The 19,011-nt window shown below is 63.0% G+C and carries 21 protein-coding genes and 1 pseudogene; 8 read left to right on the plus strand and 14 right to left on the minus strand.

Annotated features, from left to right (window positions below; all coding sequences use genetic code 11):
* The first annotated feature begins 30 nt into the window (after window positions 1-30).
* Genes F3J18_RS07270 through F3J18_RS07280 form a run of 3 tightly spaced genes read left to right on the plus strand, consistent with a single transcriptional unit; the run spans window position 31 to window position 2,425 of the window.
* Window positions 31-1,077 carry an adenosine deaminase gene (locus F3J18_RS07270; protein ID WP_240154588.1) on the plus strand — a complete coding sequence of 349 codons (1,047 nt, stop codon included), beginning with the start codon at window positions 31-33 and terminating at the stop codon, window positions 1,075-1,077.
* Window positions 1,074-1,634: a non-canonical purine NTP pyrophosphatase gene (locus F3J18_RS07275; RefSeq protein WP_166912253.1), complete on the plus strand. Its 561-nt coding sequence runs from the start codon at window positions 1,074-1,076 to the stop codon at window positions 1,632-1,634. Before F3J18_RS07270 ends, F3J18_RS07275 begins: the two co-directional genes overlap by 4 nt.
* Window positions 1,631-2,425 carry an SIR2 family protein gene (locus F3J18_RS07280; protein ID WP_166912255.1) on the plus strand — a complete coding sequence of 265 codons (795 nt, stop codon included), beginning with the start codon at window positions 1,631-1,633 and terminating at the stop codon, window positions 2,423-2,425. Before F3J18_RS07275 ends, F3J18_RS07280 begins: the two co-directional genes overlap by 4 nt.
* A 308-nt stretch (window positions 2,426-2,733) precedes the next feature.
* Here F3J18_RS07280 and F3J18_RS37795 read toward each other — a convergent pair.
* From F3J18_RS37795 to F3J18_RS07300, 4 genes and pseudogenes are all read right to left on the minus strand, one after another.
* Window positions 2,734-3,543 (minus strand): annotated as a pseudogene (locus F3J18_RS37795) (type IV secretion system protein); the annotation flags it as partial.
* Between the two features lie 139 nt (window positions 3,544-3,682).
* On the minus strand, window positions 3,683-4,222 hold the full coding sequence (locus F3J18_RS07290) for a plasmid mobilization relaxosome protein MobC (protein ID WP_166912257.1): 540 nt from the start codon (window positions 4,220-4,222) through the stop codon (window positions 3,683-3,685).
* A gap of 207 nt (window positions 4,223-4,429) precedes the next feature.
* Window positions 4,430-5,068 carry a helix-turn-helix domain-containing protein gene (locus F3J18_RS07295; protein ID WP_205195344.1) on the minus strand — a complete coding sequence of 213 codons (639 nt, stop codon included), beginning with the start codon at window positions 5,066-5,068 and terminating at the stop codon, window positions 4,430-4,432.
* A 14-nt stretch (window positions 5,069-5,082) separates the two neighbouring features.
* Window positions 5,083-5,391, minus strand: a complete 309-nt coding sequence (locus F3J18_RS07300; RefSeq protein WP_166912259.1) for a hypothetical protein — start codon at window positions 5,389-5,391, stop codon at window positions 5,083-5,085.
* A gap of 218 nt (window positions 5,392-5,609) precedes the next feature.
* On the opposite strand from F3J18_RS07300, the gene F3J18_RS07305 reads away from it, so the two are divergent.
* A complete protein-coding gene (locus tag F3J18_RS07305) occupies window positions 5,610-6,362 on the plus strand; it encodes a VRR-NUC domain-containing protein (RefSeq protein ID WP_166912261.1) in 753 nt (250 codons plus the stop codon).
* A 22-nt stretch (window positions 6,363-6,384) separates the two neighbouring features.
* Complete coding sequence (locus F3J18_RS07310) at window positions 6,385-7,599, plus strand: DUF3396 domain-containing protein (protein ID WP_166912263.1); 1,215 nt, start codon at window positions 6,385-6,387, stop codon at window positions 7,597-7,599.
* 130 nt (window positions 7,600-7,729) lie between these two features.
* Here the strand turns inward: F3J18_RS07310 and F3J18_RS07315 are convergent, their stop codons facing one another.
* The 4 genes from F3J18_RS07315 to ada form a co-directional block, all read right to left on the minus strand.
* Complete coding sequence (locus tag F3J18_RS07315) at window positions 7,730-8,206, minus strand: hypothetical protein (RefSeq protein ID WP_166912265.1); 477 nt, start codon at window positions 8,204-8,206, stop codon at window positions 7,730-7,732.
* Between the two features lie 302 nt (window positions 8,207-8,508).
* Window positions 8,509-10,122, minus strand: a complete 1,614-nt coding sequence (gshA, locus tag F3J18_RS07320; RefSeq protein WP_166912267.1) for a glutamate--cysteine ligase — start codon at window positions 10,120-10,122, stop codon at window positions 8,509-8,511.
* 184 nt (window positions 10,123-10,306) lie between these two features.
* Complete coding sequence (locus F3J18_RS07325; RefSeq protein WP_240156371.1) at window positions 10,307-11,272, minus strand: AlkA N-terminal domain-containing protein; 966 nt, start codon at window positions 11,270-11,272, stop codon at window positions 10,307-10,309.
* The gene (gene ada / locus F3J18_RS07330) at window positions 11,269-12,357 is read right to left on the minus strand and encodes a bifunctional DNA-binding transcriptional regulator/O6-methylguanine-DNA methyltransferase Ada (protein WP_162184494.1); all 1,089 of its coding nucleotides are present in this window, start codon (window positions 12,355-12,357) and stop codon (window positions 11,269-11,271) included. Before ada ends, F3J18_RS07325 begins: the two co-directional genes overlap by 4 nt.
* A gap of 495 nt (window positions 12,358-12,852) precedes the next feature.
* Between ada and F3J18_RS07335 the strand changes: the two genes are divergently transcribed.
* Window positions 12,853-13,269, plus strand: coding sequence for a VOC family protein (locus F3J18_RS07335; RefSeq protein WP_013699772.1), 417 nt, complete (start codon window positions 12,853-12,855; stop codon window positions 13,267-13,269).
* A 72-nt stretch (window positions 13,270-13,341) separates the two neighbouring features.
* On the opposite strand, the gene F3J18_RS07340 is transcribed toward F3J18_RS07335, so the two are convergent.
* A complete protein-coding gene (locus tag F3J18_RS07340) occupies window positions 13,342-13,896 on the minus strand; it encodes a YaeQ family protein (protein ID WP_013699773.1) in 555 nt (184 codons plus the stop codon).
* 225 nt (window positions 13,897-14,121) lie between these two features.
* On the opposite strand from F3J18_RS07340, the gene F3J18_RS07345 reads away from it, so the two are divergent.
* Window positions 14,122-14,301, plus strand: a complete 180-nt coding sequence (locus F3J18_RS07345; RefSeq protein WP_013699774.1) for a hypothetical protein — start codon at window positions 14,122-14,124, stop codon at window positions 14,299-14,301.
* Window positions 14,302-14,412: 111 nt separating this feature from the next.
* Here the strand turns inward: F3J18_RS07345 and F3J18_RS07350 are convergent, their stop codons facing one another.
* A complete protein-coding gene (locus F3J18_RS07350) occupies window positions 14,413-15,360 on the minus strand; it encodes a cupin (RefSeq protein ID WP_123036161.1) in 948 nt (315 codons plus the stop codon).
* 211 nt (window positions 15,361-15,571) lie between these two features.
* On the opposite strand from F3J18_RS07350, the gene F3J18_RS07355 reads away from it, so the two are divergent.
* Window positions 15,572-16,507, plus strand: a complete 936-nt coding sequence (locus F3J18_RS07355) for a LysR family transcriptional regulator (RefSeq protein WP_166912269.1) — start codon at window positions 15,572-15,574, stop codon at window positions 16,505-16,507.
* A gap of 12 nt (window positions 16,508-16,519) precedes the next feature.
* Here F3J18_RS07355 and F3J18_RS07360 read toward each other — a convergent pair whose 3' ends face one another.
* The 4 genes from F3J18_RS07360 to F3J18_RS07375 all read right to left on the minus strand — a co-directional run bounded on the left by F3J18_RS07360 (window position 16,520) and on the right by F3J18_RS07375 (window position 18,910).
* A complete protein-coding gene (locus tag F3J18_RS07360; protein ID WP_043277983.1) occupies window positions 16,520-16,807 on the minus strand; it encodes a hypothetical protein in 288 nt (95 codons plus the stop codon).
* Between the two features lie 108 nt (window positions 16,808-16,915).
* The gene (locus tag F3J18_RS07365; protein ID WP_166912271.1) at window positions 16,916-17,320 is read right to left on the minus strand and encodes a DUF5615 family PIN-like protein; all 405 of its coding nucleotides are present in this window, start codon (window positions 17,318-17,320) and stop codon (window positions 16,916-16,918) included.
* Complete coding sequence (locus F3J18_RS07370; protein WP_166912273.1) at window positions 17,317-18,003, minus strand: DUF433 domain-containing protein; 687 nt, start codon at window positions 18,001-18,003, stop codon at window positions 17,317-17,319. Before F3J18_RS07370 ends, F3J18_RS07365 begins: the two co-directional genes overlap by 4 nt.
* Window positions 18,004-18,163: 160 nt before the next feature.
* A complete protein-coding gene (locus tag F3J18_RS07375; RefSeq protein WP_166912329.1) occupies window positions 18,164-18,910 on the minus strand; it encodes a MipA/OmpV family protein in 747 nt (248 codons plus the stop codon).
* Window positions 18,911-19,011 lie beyond the last annotated feature (101 nt).

Genomic DNA, 19,011 nt, shown 5'->3' on the forward strand with positions numbered 1-19,011 from the left:
GGCGCTCGATAAGTAGATACGAGACGACGATTGGATCAACGACAACTAGATCTACCAGGGATGCTGGTCGATACCGGCGTCACCGAGAACGCAGACGAGAACAGGAAAGGCGCGGATGTGCCTGACCGGGGCGAACTTCATGTGCATATGAACGGCGCGATACCAGCGTCGACGATTCGAGAGATTCTGGCCGACGAAGCGACCGTATTGCCGGATGGATTCGATTTCAATCAAGACCTAGTTCGAGCAACACCCTGCCAGTCGCTGGCCGAGTACCTGACGCCTTGGAAAGTTCTGCGACTCTTTCCAAGGAAACGCGAGAACCTCGATCGACTCACCCGTGAGGTCGTTGCGAGCTTGGCCGAAAACAACGTGCGCTTCGTCGAACTCCGAAGCAGCGTTCTGTACCTCACATCGCTTCAGAAGTGTTCGCCAGCGCAGGCGCTTGAGCGCCTGATCGAATCAACTGGGGAAGCTGCGAGGTGCCACGGTATCCGCCGCAGCCTGATTCTCACGGTAACGCGTGGCGACTATAGCGCGGTCAATCTAGCCATGCTTTTGCAAGCTTACGAAGACCTCGGTAGGCCAGCGGATGTAGTTGGACTCGACTTGGCCGGAGATGAAGAAATGGCGTATCCGACGGAATTGCCGTCGCTCTTTCGGGAAGCCAAAGACAAATTCGGGCTCGGAATTACGATCCATGCGGGTGAAACGGGCCGCGCAGAAAATGTCCGATCGGCCGTGGAGTTATTTGGCGCGGATCGCATTGGTCACGGGACAGCGGCCGGGAATGATCCGGAATTGCTGGAGCTTCTTTCGTCTCTCGATGTCTGCGTTGAGGTATGCCCAATTAGCAACCGGCTTACCGGCGCAGTTCCTGCGAACGAGGCTCACCCACTTCAACAGTTCCGGCGATATGGGGTGCCGTTTGTCATTTGCTCGGATAACCCCGCAATCCACCAACGCGGCCTCGCGGACGACCATGCTGCCGCGATGGCTGAGGGCCTGTCAATTAGTGACATGCGACATCAATACGAGGTAGCCAAGCGCTACTCATTCATGAAGGATCTAACTTGAAAATCCGATTCATGTCAGGGAACGCGCACAAGATCACCGAGGTGCAGCGCATCCTTACCCCCGTAGGCGTGGACATCGTGCCAGTGTCGAGGAAAATCGAGGAGCTCCAAACAGAAGATGTCGAGAGCTTGGTGCGGGACAAGTTGGCCAAGGCGTTCCAGGCCATTGGTCGCCCACTGTTCGTTGAGCATACCGGATTGTATTTGAGCGGCCTCAATGGACTTCCCGCAGGTCTAACGCAGATATTCTGGGACAGGCTACAGGCGGATCGCTTCGCTGACCTCGTTGCAGGACTTGACGACGCCAAGGTCACTGCCAAGACGATCCTTGGGTACTGCGACGGGCGCGAAATCCATATTTTTGAGGGTGCGATCGACGGAACCGTACCTCGCAAACCTGCCGGCCCCACTGATTTCCAATGGGACTGTGTCTTCGTCCCGAATGGCAGCACTCAGACGTTCGCGGAGATGGGCGCGGCCAAGGACGACATCTCCATGCGCCGTAAAGCACTGGACTTGTTTGCGGCTCACCTCAAATCTACGAAGGGTACGAAATGAAAGATGAACTGCTTGATGCGCATCGTACCGGCAAGCTAATGCTGTTTGTGGGCGCTGGGGTGTCTGCCAACCTTGGCCTGCCAAATTGGGACGCATTGATCGCGCGTATCGCAAAGGAACTTGGCTATGACCCAAAGATCTTCTCTACCTACGGTAATCACCTAGCCCTCGCAGAGTTCTACAAGAAGAAGATGGGTGGTCTCGGACCGCTGCGCAGTTGGATGGACCGTGAATGGCATAAGCCAACAACGGACATCTCTAAATCCGACATTCATCGGCTGATCACAGAAGGAAATTTCTCCCGGATCTACACCACCAACTACGACCGATGGCTGGAATTCGCCCACGATGCGTTCGATGTGGAGTACGACAAGATTGCCAAGGTTTCCGATCTGGTTTCCATCACGGACGGACGCCGACAGATCATTAAGTTCCATGGTGATTTCGACACAGACGAGTCGATCGTCCTCGACGAGACCAGCTACTTCCATCGACTAGACTTCGATACCCCGCTCGACATCAAGCTTCGTAATGACGTACTGGGTAGCTCGGTACTCTTCATCGGCTACAGCCTGAATGATCTCAACATTCGACTACTGTTCTATCGTCTGACCGAGATGTGGAAGCGCTCGACCCTTGCATCGGCAAGGCCGAAGTCCTACATCTTCACAAACCGCCCGAACCCAGTCGCTCAGGAGGTCCTGAGACATTGGGGGATCGAAATGATCGTTTCGGAAGAGGACGACCCCAAGAAGGCGCTCACGGATTTCCTTCAGGAGTTGGTGACCTGACCTTGAATAACACTGGGTGAGCGGAAGCAGCCACTATGACAGTAGATGGCACCAGACGTCGGATATGACAAAAACCGGCGGAGGCCTATCCTGCCTTAGAACCAAACCGATCGTTTTTCTTGCGCCGTCGCAATTTTTCGCCTTGTAGGTACACGTGATGGCTTGCCCTGCAAGCCATCATCTTGATGTTCTCAGAGAGAACGAAAAACGCGCCCTGCGCGCAGGCCTCGCCCCGGAATCAAGGAGACCGGCCAAGAGCGACTATTCGTGCGATGCGGATGCCGGGATGCGGTAGCACGGAAACTGCGTTAGCCTCGATGCGCTGAAGAACTACCGCCGAACAACACCCTGACTTCGTGCCAGCTCAAATGTCCGCCCCCAAGCCCGTCCTCCGAGTAGCATGCATTCGTCACGGTGAAAGCGCCGCTAACGCTGGCAGCGCCACTGACGACCCCGCGTCCATCCCGCTTACCGAAGCAGGGCAGCAGCAAGCTTTCGCCATCAGTCGGCGCCTTACCAGCCCCCCTAATCTCATAATTTGCTCCCCCTTCGACCGCGCTCAGCAAACGGCTGCGCCCACGCTGCGTCGATTCCCTCATACACCACGCGAGACTTGGCCGATTCAAGAATTCACGTATCTCACACCCGCCAAGTGCGCAGGCACGTCGGCCGCGCAGCGTCGTCCATGGGTTGAGGCGTATTGGGATAGCCATTGCAGCCGCACCGGATATCGCTGCACCGCCAGTTATACCGGCCGCGACGCCTGGGAGCTGAATGATCAGCACATTGATTGCCCCTGCCAGAGCCAGCAAGCTGAACGCATCTCCCAGCGGATTGTTGATTGCTGAGTCCGCCAGAAACCTGTTGACGAAGGTTTCGTAGATCGACAAACAAATTCCCGCCGCAGCCGCCAAGAAAAAGATCAACACGCTGTAGTTCGCAATTTTCGAGACCCACCCTTCCGCGAATCGCTTCGTCGGCCCGAAAGCGAAGCAAGCAAGAAACAAGGGGCCTACGGCCAACATGAAGGACAGCGCAACCTTCGCAAGAAGCAGCAAACCGGCCATGACCAGTTCGGCGAGCGCCGCTGATACTCCGACAATCAACGCCGAAATGAGATCCGCGACAGCGTAGGAACGGGACCAGTTTTGCGGTGGAGCGTGACCTTATGCGTAGCAGGCGCTGTCTTTCTAGGAACGAGCACTTTCAAGTCAAACCAGTTGTAATGCAGCTTCGATTTCATGCGAACCTCCCAGATTAGCGGGACCAGCGTTGAACGTTCGATTGGATGAGCATCGCCACGGCGGCTGTGTGAGAGTTGATCTCTTTCTCAAGAGACTCGATGGCCTCAGGTCGAACACGTGCAAGCTCGATCGGGGCGGCGTTCAGTACGCGCGCAATCTGGTTGAGATTGCGGCCTATCGCGAGCAGTCGGCTGTTCGACGATGCCAATTGCTCTAGCTCTCCCTGTCCAAGCTGTGGCGAGCCGGACAGTCGAGCTCGAATGAGAGCGACAATCCATGAATTCAGGGAGAAGCCTTCTGCAGTGGCTATCGCCGCAACTGCCCGATGCTCTGCCAGAGTGACACGGATCTCTATACGAGCCTTCGCACGGGACGCACTCTGCAAGTCGATGTGCGGCGTGGCCGCGGCACGAGGTTCGCGCTCAATCAGTTTTCGAATGACTTGCCTTGTTGCGTCGCTCGGTGAGATCCCACGCGAACGACAATAGCTAACCCAATCTTGCTTAAGCGAACCGAGTTGCACGCTAAGCACACTGTTGCTGTGATTTGTCATGATCTAGCGACCTCTTTGTCCGTTCTGCGTGACCGATCGTGAATAGGGCGAACCGCAACGTCCTCACGAACAGGTGCTCGCCCAACGGACTGCTGGCGTGCAAAAACAATCTCTAAGTAAACGTCTCTTCTCTTTAGGAGCTCGCTCACGAGCCCTATTGCCGGGTCATTGGTATCAGCGACGAGCCGTATTTCCCTACCAGACAGCTCATCGGTGATCCGTGTCATCCGTGCGCTGTGTATAACTTTGTGTCTCCACGACACCAGCTCGCTGAAGCAAGTCCGACAGCTTCTCCCGCAGGCCCGTGGGTATCTGCGCGAGGGCATCCTGCACATTGACGACCATGCTTCCGGCGCCCATCTGATTGATATTGACTTGCAAGCGCTCGATTTGGACGATTCGAGCACTCCGAATGTCCTGCGAATTGAGGACGCCATTGAGGTCCGAAACGGTATCTCGCACGGCGGCCGGTACGTAGTCCCACGACGCAACTCCAGTCGGCTTCCCCACTTGACCACGGATTTGGATGGTCTCGCGAACACGGTATTCGTTTGCGCGACCGCGCCGGGACTTGGCGATGTACCCCAAGGATTGGAGCTCAGCCACAGCGCGCTTGACCTGAGCGATCGACAGATCCGCCTTTGCAGAAATCGTCTCGATGCCGGGGCCGCCAACACCGGTATGCAAATTCACGTGCGCTTTGATGATGAGGTAGACCTTGAGTGACGAACCCTTCATCCGGGCGAGATCCCCGCTATCGACCATCGAGCGGAATACGTGAAACCACATCGTGTCCGCCTTCACCAGCTCACCATGAACGGAACGTTCGGCTATATCTCGGGTCATGAACCGATCTCCTTTCAGATGGCACCGTTGGCCGGAAGTCGTGGCCGACCGACTCGCGGCTTCTGCGCGCTCTCGTGTACCACCACGTCATCTTTCCGTCGCCGTGCCGCCGCGTCGTCAAGCCACTCACGGATGTCGCCAACAAACCAGCACGCACGCCGCTTCGCGGGGAACGCGGTCGGCGGAAGTTCGCCGCGATATGCCATCTGCGTCACAGCTCCGACGGTCGTCGCCAACAACGCCGCGAGCTCATCTCGGTTGATGATGGCCTGCGGTGCCATCCCGGTGAAAATCTGCCGAAACTCGTTATTAACCTTGGCCATTGGAGACCTCCAGTAACTTGTCGTTAGTACGTTGCGCAGAATATGATTCCGACAAGCAGCGGACTAGGGCCAGTTTTTGGTTTTGGAGAGATCGATGGCGAATGACGGACCGAACAAGGGACGGCGACTCAGACTTGCTGTCTCGCGCTTCGCAGCAATGCTCATTCAGGAGGCCAAGCGTCGCCATTCGCATTCAGCCATCCCGGAAACGAAAGCTCATGAGCGATTACAGTCCAGGCTCGACGATAGGAGGGATGTCTTCCGAAGGCCGGACGACGCGCGTCTATGTCAGGCATCGTCTGTCGAAGAAAGACCATGTGGTTCTTTGCCAAGTGCTTTGCAAGTGCAAAAAAATCGGCATTTCGGCACGAAACGGTCGAATCCTTCGGCAGCGTTGCGTTCAGCAACGGCTGGACTTTGCGAACGAGATATCGAGGATGGAAACCGGCACGCCAACGGAGTACAAGCCAGAGCAGACATACAACATGAAGGCGGTACCGCCAGAACCGGTGACTGATCCAGATGATCCGTTGCGACCTCATTCCGACCTTCGCCGCTGGATCGAAAAGTACTGGCCCGGTGGACGCAAGAAATACAAAGCGGGCCAAGGCAATCTCCGCCGGCCGGACGTCGTGATCGTCAACGACCCTGCGCAACCGCCTGTCCAGCCCAATATCAAGATGGTGGTTGAATATAAATTCCCGCCCGACGATTTCACTCGTGATCAGCGACAGGACTACATCGAAATAGCGGGTTCAGAGTCAAAGTTCATGAGGCTTGGTCCCGTCGAGTGTGGATGTGGCGACGACGACCAGAACAGCCACGAGTCAGCCCAGCGTCAGTCCAGGTCTTCGACGTCCGATCTGGATGACCTTGCCGGACAAAGCGGCGGCATCAGCGCAAGCCCGCTCCCGGGCAATAGCTTTCCGCCACCTTCCCCGGGAAGCCTACCGCCTGTCATATTGCCCTGAGCGCGCGATGGAACGATGAGACATGAATGAAGAGCAGATGAAAGCCTGGGTTGCAAACCCGAACCGTGCCGATACCCTGCCATCTGGCTTCTACGAGCCAGCCTACCGCAAGGGCATCACCGGGGCGGCGCTGGTGGTGCGCGGTGTCGTCTATTTTCGCGACGGTTACATAAGCGCTGTACGCGCAGCGCTTGTGAAGTGCTTTGAACAGTACAACGCGACGATCGTCGAATACGCGCAGGCCCTGGCTCGTGTGCGCCAGGAAGAACCACCGAAGAACGGCCCACTACGCTGGTTTTATTCGGAAGGCGAGCAACCAGCGCCAATCGACAAGGCCCCGAAGCTGGCCACGTTGGCAAAGCGAGTGCCTTCGGACGAAGCCTTGGTCGTGCAAATGACGAGCGCCGACCACAAGCTGGCAACGGGTTTCTACAATTTCGGCGTATTCACGGTCGCCGACTGGAAAGCCCCCCTCTCCGGGAATCTCGACGTACTCGACTTCACCGTCCCGCGGATGTTCCTGGATCATCGGCCTGGGATATTCCAAGCGTTGTTTACCGCATTCTGCGAAGCCCTTCCGACGGTCCACGGCCACGCTGGCCTCGGGGTGAACCTTCCCCCCATGGAGCAAGAGGCAAACGAGGCAACCGAATATGCTTATGCTCGCCGATACGGCCCAGGAATCGACGTCGGCGATCCGATGGGCTACAGCACGGTGAGATTGGCCAGCAAGATCAAAACCGTGGACTGGATCGTCGCCTTGGACAAGAACCTCGTGCGCGCCGCAGGAGGACCGGCTTCATGGACTTTGCCTCCCGATTGGTTCGTTCGTCAGCCGCTGGGGGCCGATGGGTTGATCATCCAAGCCGGCGCCGCGCCGCAAGCCGGCATTTCGGATGGCCCTGGCAAACCACCGCTGCCGCCGCCTGCCTACGTCCTGCTCAACGCGGCGTTACGGCCGATCATTGCCGAGGACATGGACATACTCCAACGCGGCACGCTCGACAGCACCGCGCCGTTGCTGAACACGACGATGGCCACCGAAGCGTGGTTGAAACGCTTCGACCTGCCAGACGATCAGGTAATAGCACAATGGCCTGCCCTTCATGCAAGCCAAACAGTCACGGAAGGAAAAGCGACGGTTGCCGCAAATCTGCACCGCCTGCGCACGGCGATGGGCCTTCCCGAAGTTGATACGACGTCGAATCGTTTCGGATACGACGTCACGCCATCGTGATCGCGATGCTGATGATGGAGAAGGTCTCGAGATGAGTCGTGCAACCAAAGCGCGAATTCATAACGCTAAGCCGGCTGATTCAAACATCCGACGATTAGAGCGTGACACCGAATCGCGCTTGAGGGCCTCGTCACATGCTCACGTCAAATACGCGAAAGACAGGTCGCGGTGCTGACGCGATTAGCGGACGACGCCCTGGAGCCGGCGCTGAATTACTCACACAGGTCTCCGCCGATTCCATGTCGGGACCCACACTGAAGTCACGCCCGGGTTCAGATTCAAAGCCATCATCTTGTCCGGCCATGCTGGAATATCCACCTTGCTCAACCAACCCAACCGAATCAAACCGACCTAGAAAATCCGAAGCATGGCGGCGATATCCGTTCACATCGATCTCGCCGTCAACCCCATGCTGCTCTCCTCGCTGCAACGAACATTCCGCTTCCAACTCATATATCCGCTGCATAAGCGCCTCAATCTGCTCGGCCTGACGATAGCATTCAGCGCCCATCGCAACCAGTTGTGCGATCAGATCTTCGCGGGTGTAGTCGTTCGGAAAATTGCGCTGTCGCGGATGAACAGGCTTGGCATGCTTGTGTTTGCTCATTGCGTGCTTCCCTCGATCAGAGCGCCCGCAACAGGAGTAAAAGCGGGCGCCGTGGCGGGTCGGCAGATCGGACACGGCACCATTTCCTCCGAGACCCGCATATTGAAACGATAGGCGTGCCATGTCAGGCGCACGCCCACGTGAGGTATTGCACTACCAGAGCCGCCAAGCTCGGGCCGCCGTTGTTTCGGTAGCACCGCGGACTATAAAGCACGATGGACTTCCGAGCCGTCATGGATTCGCGAAAGTCTGTCCTTCGACAAACAACAGCCAGCAAATCCAATCGCAGCCCTGCCCGGGTCTCACACGCTGAACCGATTCAACGTATAAGCCCGATACGCCGCCACGAACGCATCGAATGACCCGCCATCCTTGCCTTCGAGCTCGGCCTGCTCGTCCAGCGACTTCTCCGCGAGCCGCTTCGCCTCATCCGCCGCCCCCGCCTCAAGCGGCCGCGCCCGGAAGTAATCCGCATGCGCCTCGCTCTGCCGCCGCGCGAAGTCCAGAAACGACTCCCCCCGCTCCCGCATCTCGCGCAGCACCCGCGCCGAAGGCGTCGACTCCGGATCATCGAGCTTGACGCGCTGCGCCGCCACCGCGCGCGTATGCACGTCATCCCCGCGAATCTCATCAAGCACGCGCGCCGCCGCCTCGATCTTCACGAACACTTCCTCGGCCCAGTCGCGCATCGAGATCGCCGCGCCGTCGCGCACCAGTTCCAGCCCCGGCTTGCGCCCTTCCATCGTCACGCGGCCGAAGTTCGCATTGGCTTCGCGATACGCATCGCATTCGAGCTTCGCGCTGTCATCCAGCGCACACACCAGCAGGTACGCATCCATGAAGCGCGCCGTGTCCAGCGCGATCCCCGTCGGCTCGAACGGATCGATATCGAGGCAGCGCACCTCGATGTACTGCACGCCGCGCGAGGCCAGCGCATGCAACGGCCGCTCGCCGGAATAGGTCACGCGCTTCGGGCGGATCGTCGAGTAGAACTCGTTCTCGATCTGCAGCACGTTGGTATTGAGCTGGATCCACTCGCCGTCGCGATGCGTGCCGATCGCCTCGTAGGCCGGATAAGGCTCGCTGACCGCCTTCGACAGCGCATCGAGGTAAGCATCCAGCGAGTTGTAGTCCGCCACCAACGCAGCCTGCGCCGTGGTGTTCGAATAGCCGAGATCGCTCATGCGCAGGCTGGTCGCGTAAGGCCGATACAGCGTGGTCGCGTCGAAGCTCTCCAGCGCGCTGTCGCGCCCGCGCAGGAAGGCCTTGTCGAGCGCCGGCGAAGCACCGAACAGATACATCAGCAGCCAGCTGGTGCGACGGAAATTGCGGATCTGCGCGAGATAACGTTCGGACTGGTAATCGACCTCGCTGGCCGCCGATTGCGCGTGCTCGCGCAGGCGCAGCCAGATGTCCTCGTGCAGCGAGTAGTTGTAGTGGATCCCGGCGATGCACTGCATGGTGCGGCCGTAGCGATAGGCCAGGCCGCGCCGATAGATGGTCTTCAGGCGGCCGATGTTCGAGCTGCCGTAATCGGCGATCGGGATCTGGTCGTCGGCCGGCAGCTTGCCGGGCATCGACTCGTTCCAGAGCATCTCCTCGCCGAGCGAGCCATACACCTCCCGATGCAGCGCGTCGAGCCGCTCGAGCGTGAGCGCGACATCGCGCTCGGCCGGCGTGATCAGCTCGATCAGCGCCTCGGAATAATCGGTCGTCAGTGAAGGATGGGTGAGCGCGGAACCCAGCGCGCGCGGATGCGGCGTCATCGCGATCATGCCGTCGCGCGTCACGCGCAGGCTTTCCTTTTCGATGCCGCGCAGGCCGTCAACCAGACGCTCGCGCGAGGGCCCGGAGGCCAGCACGTCGAGGCGTTGCTGCAGCAAGTCGGTGTGGCTGGAAATCATCTTGTTCGACATGGATGCTAGGAAGCAGGCATGGCGGTTTGCTGCCACGCACACCGCCCGCCGGGATTGACGGTAGCGGGCACTTTAACATCTCGCCGAAAGGCCCGCTTGAGCCGCCCCGGAATCGCGCCAAAGCCAGGCTGGGCGGGGCTTTGCGCGCTGCACCACCGCCCCGCTCCACGCCCGTCGACAACCCTCAGCCGCCGCGCGCGCCGCCGGCCCGGTCGGCGATTTCATTCCACAGATGCATCGCCGCATAGGCGCGCCACGGGCGCCATGCGTCGCTGCGCGCGCGCTGGCTCGACAGACGCTCGAGCGCGGGGTCGCGCGCGGCGATCGACTGCATCAGCACCAGGTCGGAAGCCGGCCAGGCGTCGGCGTCGCGCCAGGCGCGCATCGCGATGTATTCGACGGTCCACGGGCCGATCCCCGGCAGCGCCAGCCAAGCCTGCCGCAGCGCGGCCAGGTCGAGCGGCACGCCGGCCGCGTCCACCGCGTCGACCGGCACCTCGCCCGCGGCCACCGCCGCCGCCACACCTTGCAGCGCGGCAATCCGCTTGCCCGGCATGCCAATCCCGGTCAGGTCGCAGGCCGCCAGCGCGGCCGGTTCGGGAAACCACCAGCCGACAGCGGGATGCGGGGGCGCCGCGAGCGGCTCGCCGGCGCGCTGGACCAATCGTCCGATGATGGTGGTGGCTGCCTTGACGCTGACCTGCTGGCCGACGATCGCGCGCAAGGCCAGCTCGAAGGCCGACCAGGCGCCCGGCACGCGCAGGCCCGGCGCCGCGGCCAGCAGCGGCGCGAGCCAGGGATCGCGCGACAGGTCCCGGGCGATCGCCGAGGGCTCGGCGCCGCAGTCGAACATGGTAGAGAGCCGCGCGGCCAGCGCCGCGTCGGCCCGTTGCGCGACCGCGCCCTCGACGGTCGCGACCAGGCAGCGGCGACGCGCATGACGCCGCACCGTCAGCACGCCATGCGCACCGCGATATTCGATGGCGCGCAGGTAGGCGCCGTCGCTGACGGTTTCGACGCCGGGAATCGCGCGCCCGGCCAGGAAGCGCAGCAGGCGCGGCCAGTCGTAGGGCGGGCGGAACGGCAGGTCGATCTCGACGCGCGCCGCTTCGTCCATCGCGCCGGCCTCGCTCGCCGACGCGCCCCTCATGCAGCGTCGTCGAGCGACAGCGCGGCCGGCTCGCCCGCCGCATGCCGCGCCTCGGCCGCGAGCAGCGCGAGCTTGCGCGCCGTGCCCCAGCGATAACCCGTCGCCGTGCCGTCCTTGTGGATCACGCGATGGCAGGGGATCGCCAGCGCCACGGGATTCGAGGCACAGGCGCTGGCGACGGCACGCACCGCGCGCGGCGAACCGACCGCCTCGGCGATCTGCGCGTAGCTGCGCGTCTCGCCGTAGGGGATCTTCTGCAGGGCTTCCCAGACACGCTGCTGGAACGCCGTCGCGCTGATGTCGAGCGGCAAGGCGATGCGTTCGCTCGAACCGCGCAGATAGGCATCGATCTCGGCGAGGAAGGGCGCGAGCCTCTCGGGCGCGGCCACGCATTCGGCATTCGCGAAGGTATCGCCCAGGTCGGCGACGAGCGACGCTACAGCATCGCCAAACGCAATCTTGCAGATGCCGCGCTCGGTCGCGGCGACCAGCACCTGGCCCAGCGGCGTCGACGCGGTCGCGTACTCGATGCGCAGCCCCGCGCCCTTGCGCCGGAACGCCGAGGGCGCCATCCCGAGCTCGCGCGGCACGGCCTCGTAGACGCGCGACGAGGACTGATAACCGGCATCGACGGCCGCTCGCGTGACGGGCGCGCCGCCTTCCAGCGCATCGCGCAAGGCAGCACCGCGGCGCGCGGCCTGGTACTGGCGCGGCGACACGCCGACCACGCGCTTGAACAGACGCTGCAGGTGGAAAGGGCTGACATGCACGGCCGCGCTCAGCTCGGCCAGCGTGGCGCGATCGCTCGCGTCGAGCACCGCGCAGGCGCGCCGCACGATCTCGACCTCGCGCGGCTCGCGCTCGGGCTGGCAGCGCTTGCAGGCACGAAAGCCGGCGGCACGCGCGGCGGCCGGATCGTCGAAGAAACTGACGTTCTCGCGGCGCGGCATGCGCGAGGCACAGGTCGGGCGGCAGAACACGCCGGTGGTCTTCACGGCATAGAAAAAAGCGCCGTCGGCATCGGCGTCGCGTGCGACGAGGGCTTCCCAGCGGGCTTCGTCGGTCGAGTACGGGGTGGGCATGATCGCCTCGCAATAACAGTGAGAACGGGTTCAACTCTACGCGGCGAGCCACCCGCTGCCTGCCGGAATCTTGCTCTGATATTCGGGTGAACTAAAGGGGGCGCCATCGCCCTGGGGATGCCGCATCCCCGCATCTGCAATTAAGCGAAAACTACACCCAAATCCGCCAGCCTTTGCCGCAGCGCGCGATCGAGCCAAAAGGGTGCGACAGAACGACTCTCTGACGATTTTTTGCAGTTGGATTATTGCGCCGCACCATCCCGCTGTGTATAGTTGGAACTGTCTCCTCCATGTCTCCTCCTGATATGGATTAAGCCCGCTCCCCTTGAGCGGGCTTTTTTTCGTCCTGAATTTCTTAGCGACGCCATCCAGGCGAGCCATCGCTTCGACGATTCTGCCCGCATCGGGCCACGCCCGCCGCCCCGCTTCCCCTGCCTGTCACGCCCTTCCCGGCGATCGTCTAGACTCGACGAGTCATTCGACAGGAGATTCCCCACGATGAAACCCCCGATACTCGGCATCGACCACGTGGTGCTGCGCGTCGCCGACATGAAGGCGATGGCGCGCTTCTACTGCGAGGTGATCGGCTGCCATATCGAGAAGGAACAGCCCGATCTCGGGCTGGTGCAGTTGCGCGCCGGCCATTCTCTGATCGACCTGCTGATCGAGAACGCGCCGATCGACCGCGCGGACAGCGGCGTGCCCGGCGCCGGCCGCAACATGGATCATCTGTGCCTGCGCGTCGAGCCCTTCGACGCCGAGGCGCTGCGCGCGCATCTCGCGGCGCATGGCGCCCGGCCGGGCGAGCCCGCCGAGCGCTATGGCGCGGACGGCTACGGGCAGTCGATCTATCTGTTCGACCCGGAAGGCAACATGGTGGAGCTGAAAGGACCGCCGCGCGCCGCGGCCGGCTGAACGAGGCGCTTAAAGCACCGACGCGGGCCGGAAGCAAAACGAGGCGCGAAGAACCGAGCCCCGAATCGTGCGTCAGCCCTCGCCGCGCGGCTTGAGCACGGTCCATTCGACCGCGATCGGATCGTGCGTCGCGCTCGAGATCCACACCGTGCCGTCCTGGATCGTGCATTGCAGGCGCATGGTGCGTTCGGCCAGCGCGCCGAGCGCCTCGGCCGTGCCCTCCAGCAGCGACAGCACGCGCACGTTGCGCAGCCGCTCGACCTTGCCGCGCACGCCCTGCCACCAGATGTCCGAGGTGCGGCCGCCGTAGGCGATCACGTCCACCTCGCCCGAGCGGCCGCTGGCCTTGGCGATGCGGCGCTCGTCGGGCTGGCCGATGTCGATCCAGGCCTCGATCGCGCCGGTCAGGTCCTTGAGCCAAAGGTCGGGCTCGTCGGTATCGGACAAGCCCTTGCAGAACTCGAGCCGTTCGTGCGCGAACAGCGCGAAGGCGACGATGCGCACCATCATCCGCTCGTCCGTTTCGGACGGGTGGCGGGCCACCGTCAGCGAGTGATCGCCGTAGTAATGCCGATCCATGTCGGCAATTTGCAGTTCGGCCTTGTAGATCGTCGATTTGAGCGCCATCGGGGGTCTTGCCGCGTGCGGCGAAAAGTTCGGTCGGGGCGTGGATGATACCGAATGCGCGAGGCCCTCGCCGTGGCCCCGTTTCAAAAACGGTGCGGCATCAGCCTGGACGGGACGCTATGAAGATCGTCTGGTCATACAAGAAAATCCAAAACGCCCGCCGCGCGCAATGCCTAGAATGAAAGCGAGGGTGCCGTCCCGCCCGCCAGCCGCACGGAGGCCATCGTGGTCGAGCAAGTGATCCTGGGCATTTTTCTGGTGCTGCCGCTCGTGATCGTCGCGGCCCTGTTCTCCGACGAGCTGTGGCAGGAACATCGCCGGCGCCATCCGCGCGAGATGCGGCCCGTGCATGCCAGCCATATCGACTGGCGCCATCCCTGGAAACATTGGCGACGCGGGCATTGATCCCGCGCCGACGGCCCGTTCGCTGAACCGCGACGGGCGCCGCTTCCTCCCCTCCTCTCTTGCCGCCGCCGGGCGCCAGGGCACGATGCCCTGGCGCCCGGCGCGTTTCGTTCAGCGCGCGAAGCGGATATCGAGCGCGCGCAGGTAGGTCTGCAAGCCCGCGTCCTGCAGCGGAATCACATAGGCCACGTCGTTCGACTCGTTGAAGTGCGCATGCCAGTAGCCCGGCGGCGTCACGAAGGCCATGCCCGGCGTCCAGTCGACGCGCACCGGATCGACGATGTTGCCGGCCTCGTCCAGTTCGGTGCCCACCAGCGTGTACACGCCCGGGCGGCAGGCGGGGATGAAGTCGAGCGCGATCGACTGGTGTCGATGCGGCTTCTGCACGCTGTTGGCCGCGATCACGCCGAACATCGCCCACATCGAATGCGTGACCGTGCGCGTCTGCGGGAAGTGGCGGTTGCCGAGCAGCACGCTCACGCGGTTGCGCAGCGCGGCGCCCGGTGCCGACGCCACCTTGTCCAGTTCCTCCCTGGCGCGCGCGGCCGGGTACAGCGTCGGCTCGAAACGCGGGCTCGCCACGCGCGTGCCGAGATAGTCGAGCAGCGGCGCGTCGTTCACGTAGTACAGGCGCGCGGTGGAATCGGCGCTCAGCGTTGCCGGCGCGCCGCCCGGCAGCGAGAAGAAATCGCCCTGCGCGAAGCGGAACGCGCTGTCGCGCTGCGCCACCGAGCCGGCGCCCTCGAGCACGTAGAACACCAGCGAGGTCGCGTTCGGATCGACGCTGAGCTGCTCGCCCGCGACGATGCGCACGAAGTTCGCCATCAGGTCCGGGCCCGTTGCGGGGTAGTCGCAGCCGAGTTCGGCCGACAGGTCCAGCGGCACGATGCGCGTCGGGCCGCTGTCGTAGAGCGAGGCGGGGAAGCTGCGATACGGCACGCGCGAAATCAGCTTCGCGCCGATCGGGTTCGCCGACGAGGTGTATTCGAAATACTCGGCGTCGCGCATCGCGCGTTCGTCGTCGAGTTGCAGCGTGGGGGCGGGGGTCTTGTCGAGCATGATGCGGCTCCTTGATGGCGGGGAAGCGTCCGGCGCGCAGGGTCACGGCCGTCGACGTTGGAGCGACTATAGAGGCGCGCCCGGCGCCGACGGAACCGCGCCGCCGGGAAATGAGCTTTGCGCAAAAGGGACAACCCGGCCCCTGGCTTTGCCCTACACTGCATGCGACCCCAACCAGGCGCGCGCCAGCCGACGCGGCCCGTCATCCGCCATGGACTATTTCTCCGCGATCCGCGCCTTCCTGCACGCCGCCGAATCGGGCAGCTTCAGCAAGGCCGCCGACCGCATCGCCGTGAAGACCTCGACCGTCTCGCGCTACGTGAGCGAGCTCGAGCGCGACCTCGGCATCGCGCTGTTCAACCGCTCGACGCGCGGGCTGGTGCTGACCGAAGGCGGCCGCGTGTTTCGCGAGCATGCGCAGGCCGTGCTGGCGGCGCTCGACGAGGCGCGCGAGGCGACGTCCTCGCTGAATGCCTCGCCGCGCGGGCTGCTGCGCGTGACCATGCCGCGCGCCTTCGGCCTGCGCCACGTGATCCCGCACCTGCCCGAATTCACCGCGCGCTATCCCGGCATCGATATCGACGCGGTGCTCAGCGACGAGACCGTCAACCTGATCGACAACGGCATCGATCTCGCGATCCGGATCGGCGTGCTGCCCGATTCGCAGCTGATCGCGCGGCGGCTGGCCATGCATCGGCGCATCGTCTGCGCGAGCCCGGGCTACCTGGAACGGCACGGCGCGCCGGATACGCCGGCGGCGCTCGCCGGGCACGAGGTGCTGCGCTTCCCGCTGATGCCGGACGATCGCTGGTGGTTCGCGGCACGCGCGCCGCGCGACGAGGAGCCGGTCGACGAGCCGATCCCGGTGCAATTGCGCGGCCGCCTGCGCGCCGACGATACCGACGCGCTGCGGCAGCTCGCGATCGCCGGCTGCGGCATCGCCCTGCTGCCGGTCTGGGCGCTCGGCCATGCCTTGCGCGACGGCCGGCTGGTGCATCTGCTGGCCGATTGGGACGTGCAGACGGCGCGAACCGCATCGGCGATCTGGGCGGTTTATCCGCCGAAGAAGACGGTGTCGTCGAAGGTGCGCGCGTTCATCGATTTTTATGCCGATCGATATGCGCGGCAGGTGGATTGGGAAAGCTGACGACGCGCGGATTCAATAAGCGCCTGGCTGGCGCTGCTCGTAGGCGCGCTCCTGGCGCACGCGTTCGTCGCGGATCCGCTGTTCGCGCTGATGCTCGTAGAGCAGGCGCTGGTTGCGCAGCTCGTCCTGGTAATGGCGCTGGGCGCGCAGGTAGTCGTCGTGATCGTTGACGCGCAGGTAGCTCGACGCGTCAGGGCGAGCGCCGTCGAGACGCGATTGGGCCGCGGCCGGCATCGCGGCGATCAACCCGGTGAAGGCGAAGGCGCAGCAGGCGAGCGAAAACCGTGAACGTGGCGACATGCTCGTTTCCCGGTGAAAAGGTGAAGGGTCACCGTAGCATTCCCAGTGCGGGCATATCGGGAGATGGCGAAGCGGATTTCGGGGATGCGAAGCGAGAAACTGTACGGGCTAGAGGATCACCTGCCCGAACCGTCCCTTGCCAGCGAACGCGTAGGGCACCTTGAAAGCGGCGCCACCGGCCATGCCTTCGGCTTGCTCGACGATGCGCGGCCACCAGCGCACAAGGGAGTACGCCTTGTCCCAGAATGTGTGGCTCGACCATCCTCGGTCGAGGAAGAACACGATCAAGCCGGCACGACGCAGGGCTTCGCGCTCCAGCCCGTTGTTAAGCTTGTCGTGGGTGACCACCGACCACCCGTCTTCCCTTGCCAGCGCGGCGATCCAGTCCGAATCGGGCGTATTCGGCGGAAACAGGTCCTTCAAATGCACGACGCGATGCCCTGAGTTTTCCGACAAGGCATGCAGCGCTCTGGCCAGAGCAGGCGGCAAGTTGTTGTCGACAAAGAAGTTCATGCGGCGATCAGGCTTTCTTCGAACGCGATGGCGGCATCCACCGATGCCACCGGAACCTCGTAGAGCCTCGCCACCATGTGCCGATCGCCCTCGGCGATGAAGGCATCGTGCAGGATCGATGTCCTCACGGCCCCATCGGTCACGACGGGTTTCCCGAACGCAATCGCCGGGTCGAGCACGACTGCCTTGCTGCGAGGCGTGGGATACCAGCGAGTCGCCACCTGGTCCGCGCCGAACTCGATGCCGCTGTACAGCGAGGGCTCGATGATTCGCCGAAAAGCGTATTGCTTGCGCACCAGGTCGAGCAACTCGGTTTCGCCGGTTTCCTCCATCGCCGAGGCGAATATCGTGCGGCCGTCGGTGCGAAACTGCCGGGAGGTGAAGGGATAGTCAGTGGCGAACAGTTCGCGGGCACGTTGGCTGGCGACGCGGATCGTCTGCAGACTGACGCCGTGTTGTCGAAACGCCCGCACGAACCGAACTTCCAGCAAGTCGTGAAAGCCGATCCCGTCCATCTGCTGATCGAATTCCGTGGCCCACAGCGGTGGAACCTCGACAGGCAGCTCCTTGCGCGGATCGCGATAGGAATAACCATCCAGCCAGCGGCGCAACTCACGGAGCGGAATTCGCGTGAGCAAGGCGGCTTCAGGGTAGGTGTAGAGACCGACGCCCGTCAGCTTCATGCGCACCTCCCTGGAAAGTTGACCGGTCGAACACTTCGCGTGCTCGAAAACCACTCGATTCTACAGAATCCCGCCGACAACTTTCGACAAGTCCGCTCGATAAGGCCACCATTTACCCGCCCAGCGCCACCGTGTCGCGGACGCGATATCCCGTGCCAGCTCAAAACCGATAACTCACCCCCGCCATGCCGAAATAATTGCTCCTGGCCTGCACGATCGGGCTGTCGCCGAAGCGCCTGAGCAGGCGAGTCACCCCGCCCGTCGCCAGCACCGACCAGTGCTGCGACACGCTCCAGTTCCAGGCGACCGTCGCCGATGCGCTGTCGATCCCGCCGCCGACCGAATAGGGCCGGAAGCGGCTCGCCGCGGCCTGGGCATCGGTGACGCCATAAAAGGTCTGCCCATAACGCCCCGTGCCCGCATGCACGCTGCTGGTCACCATGATCGTGTGGTGCGCCGTCTTCAGCAGCGGCACCGCGAGGTCCAGATGCCCCGACACGCCGTGCGAGGTATGCGTCACCGGCGTATCGAGCGCGATGCTCAGCTCCGCGTCGCCGAACAGCGTCACCCCCGCGCGCACGCCCACCAGCACCGAGCCGGGGATCCGGCCCATTCCCTTCAGGTAATCCGCGCCCGGCAGGTCGACGCGGTTCTCGTCGTCGCGGCCCGGATCGTAGTTGACGGCCGCCGAGACGAACACGCCATGCGGCAGGTCGAGCCGATAACCGGCGCCATTGCTGCTGTCGATGAAAAAACCATTGCCGAACTTCGCCGCGAACGACGGCGCCGGCACGGCCCGGTACTGCTTGCTGCCCGGATAACGCGGCGCGACGGCGGCGCCGAGCGAGACCGTGTAGTCGTTGTCCGCATGGGCGGCGGTGGCGAGGGCCAGGCCGGCGAGCGGCACATAGCGACGAAGGCGGCTGAGCTGGCCGAGGCGGCGAAGTGGGAGGCGCACGATGGTTCGATCGAGGTGAGGGAGAGCGCAGTCTAGGAGCCGCCGTGCGC

The sequence above is a fragment of the Burkholderia sp. Ax-1720 genome (genome assembly GCF_011753035.1).
Classification (GTDB): Bacteria; Pseudomonadota; Gammaproteobacteria; order Burkholderiales; family Burkholderiaceae; genus Burkholderia; species Burkholderia gladioli.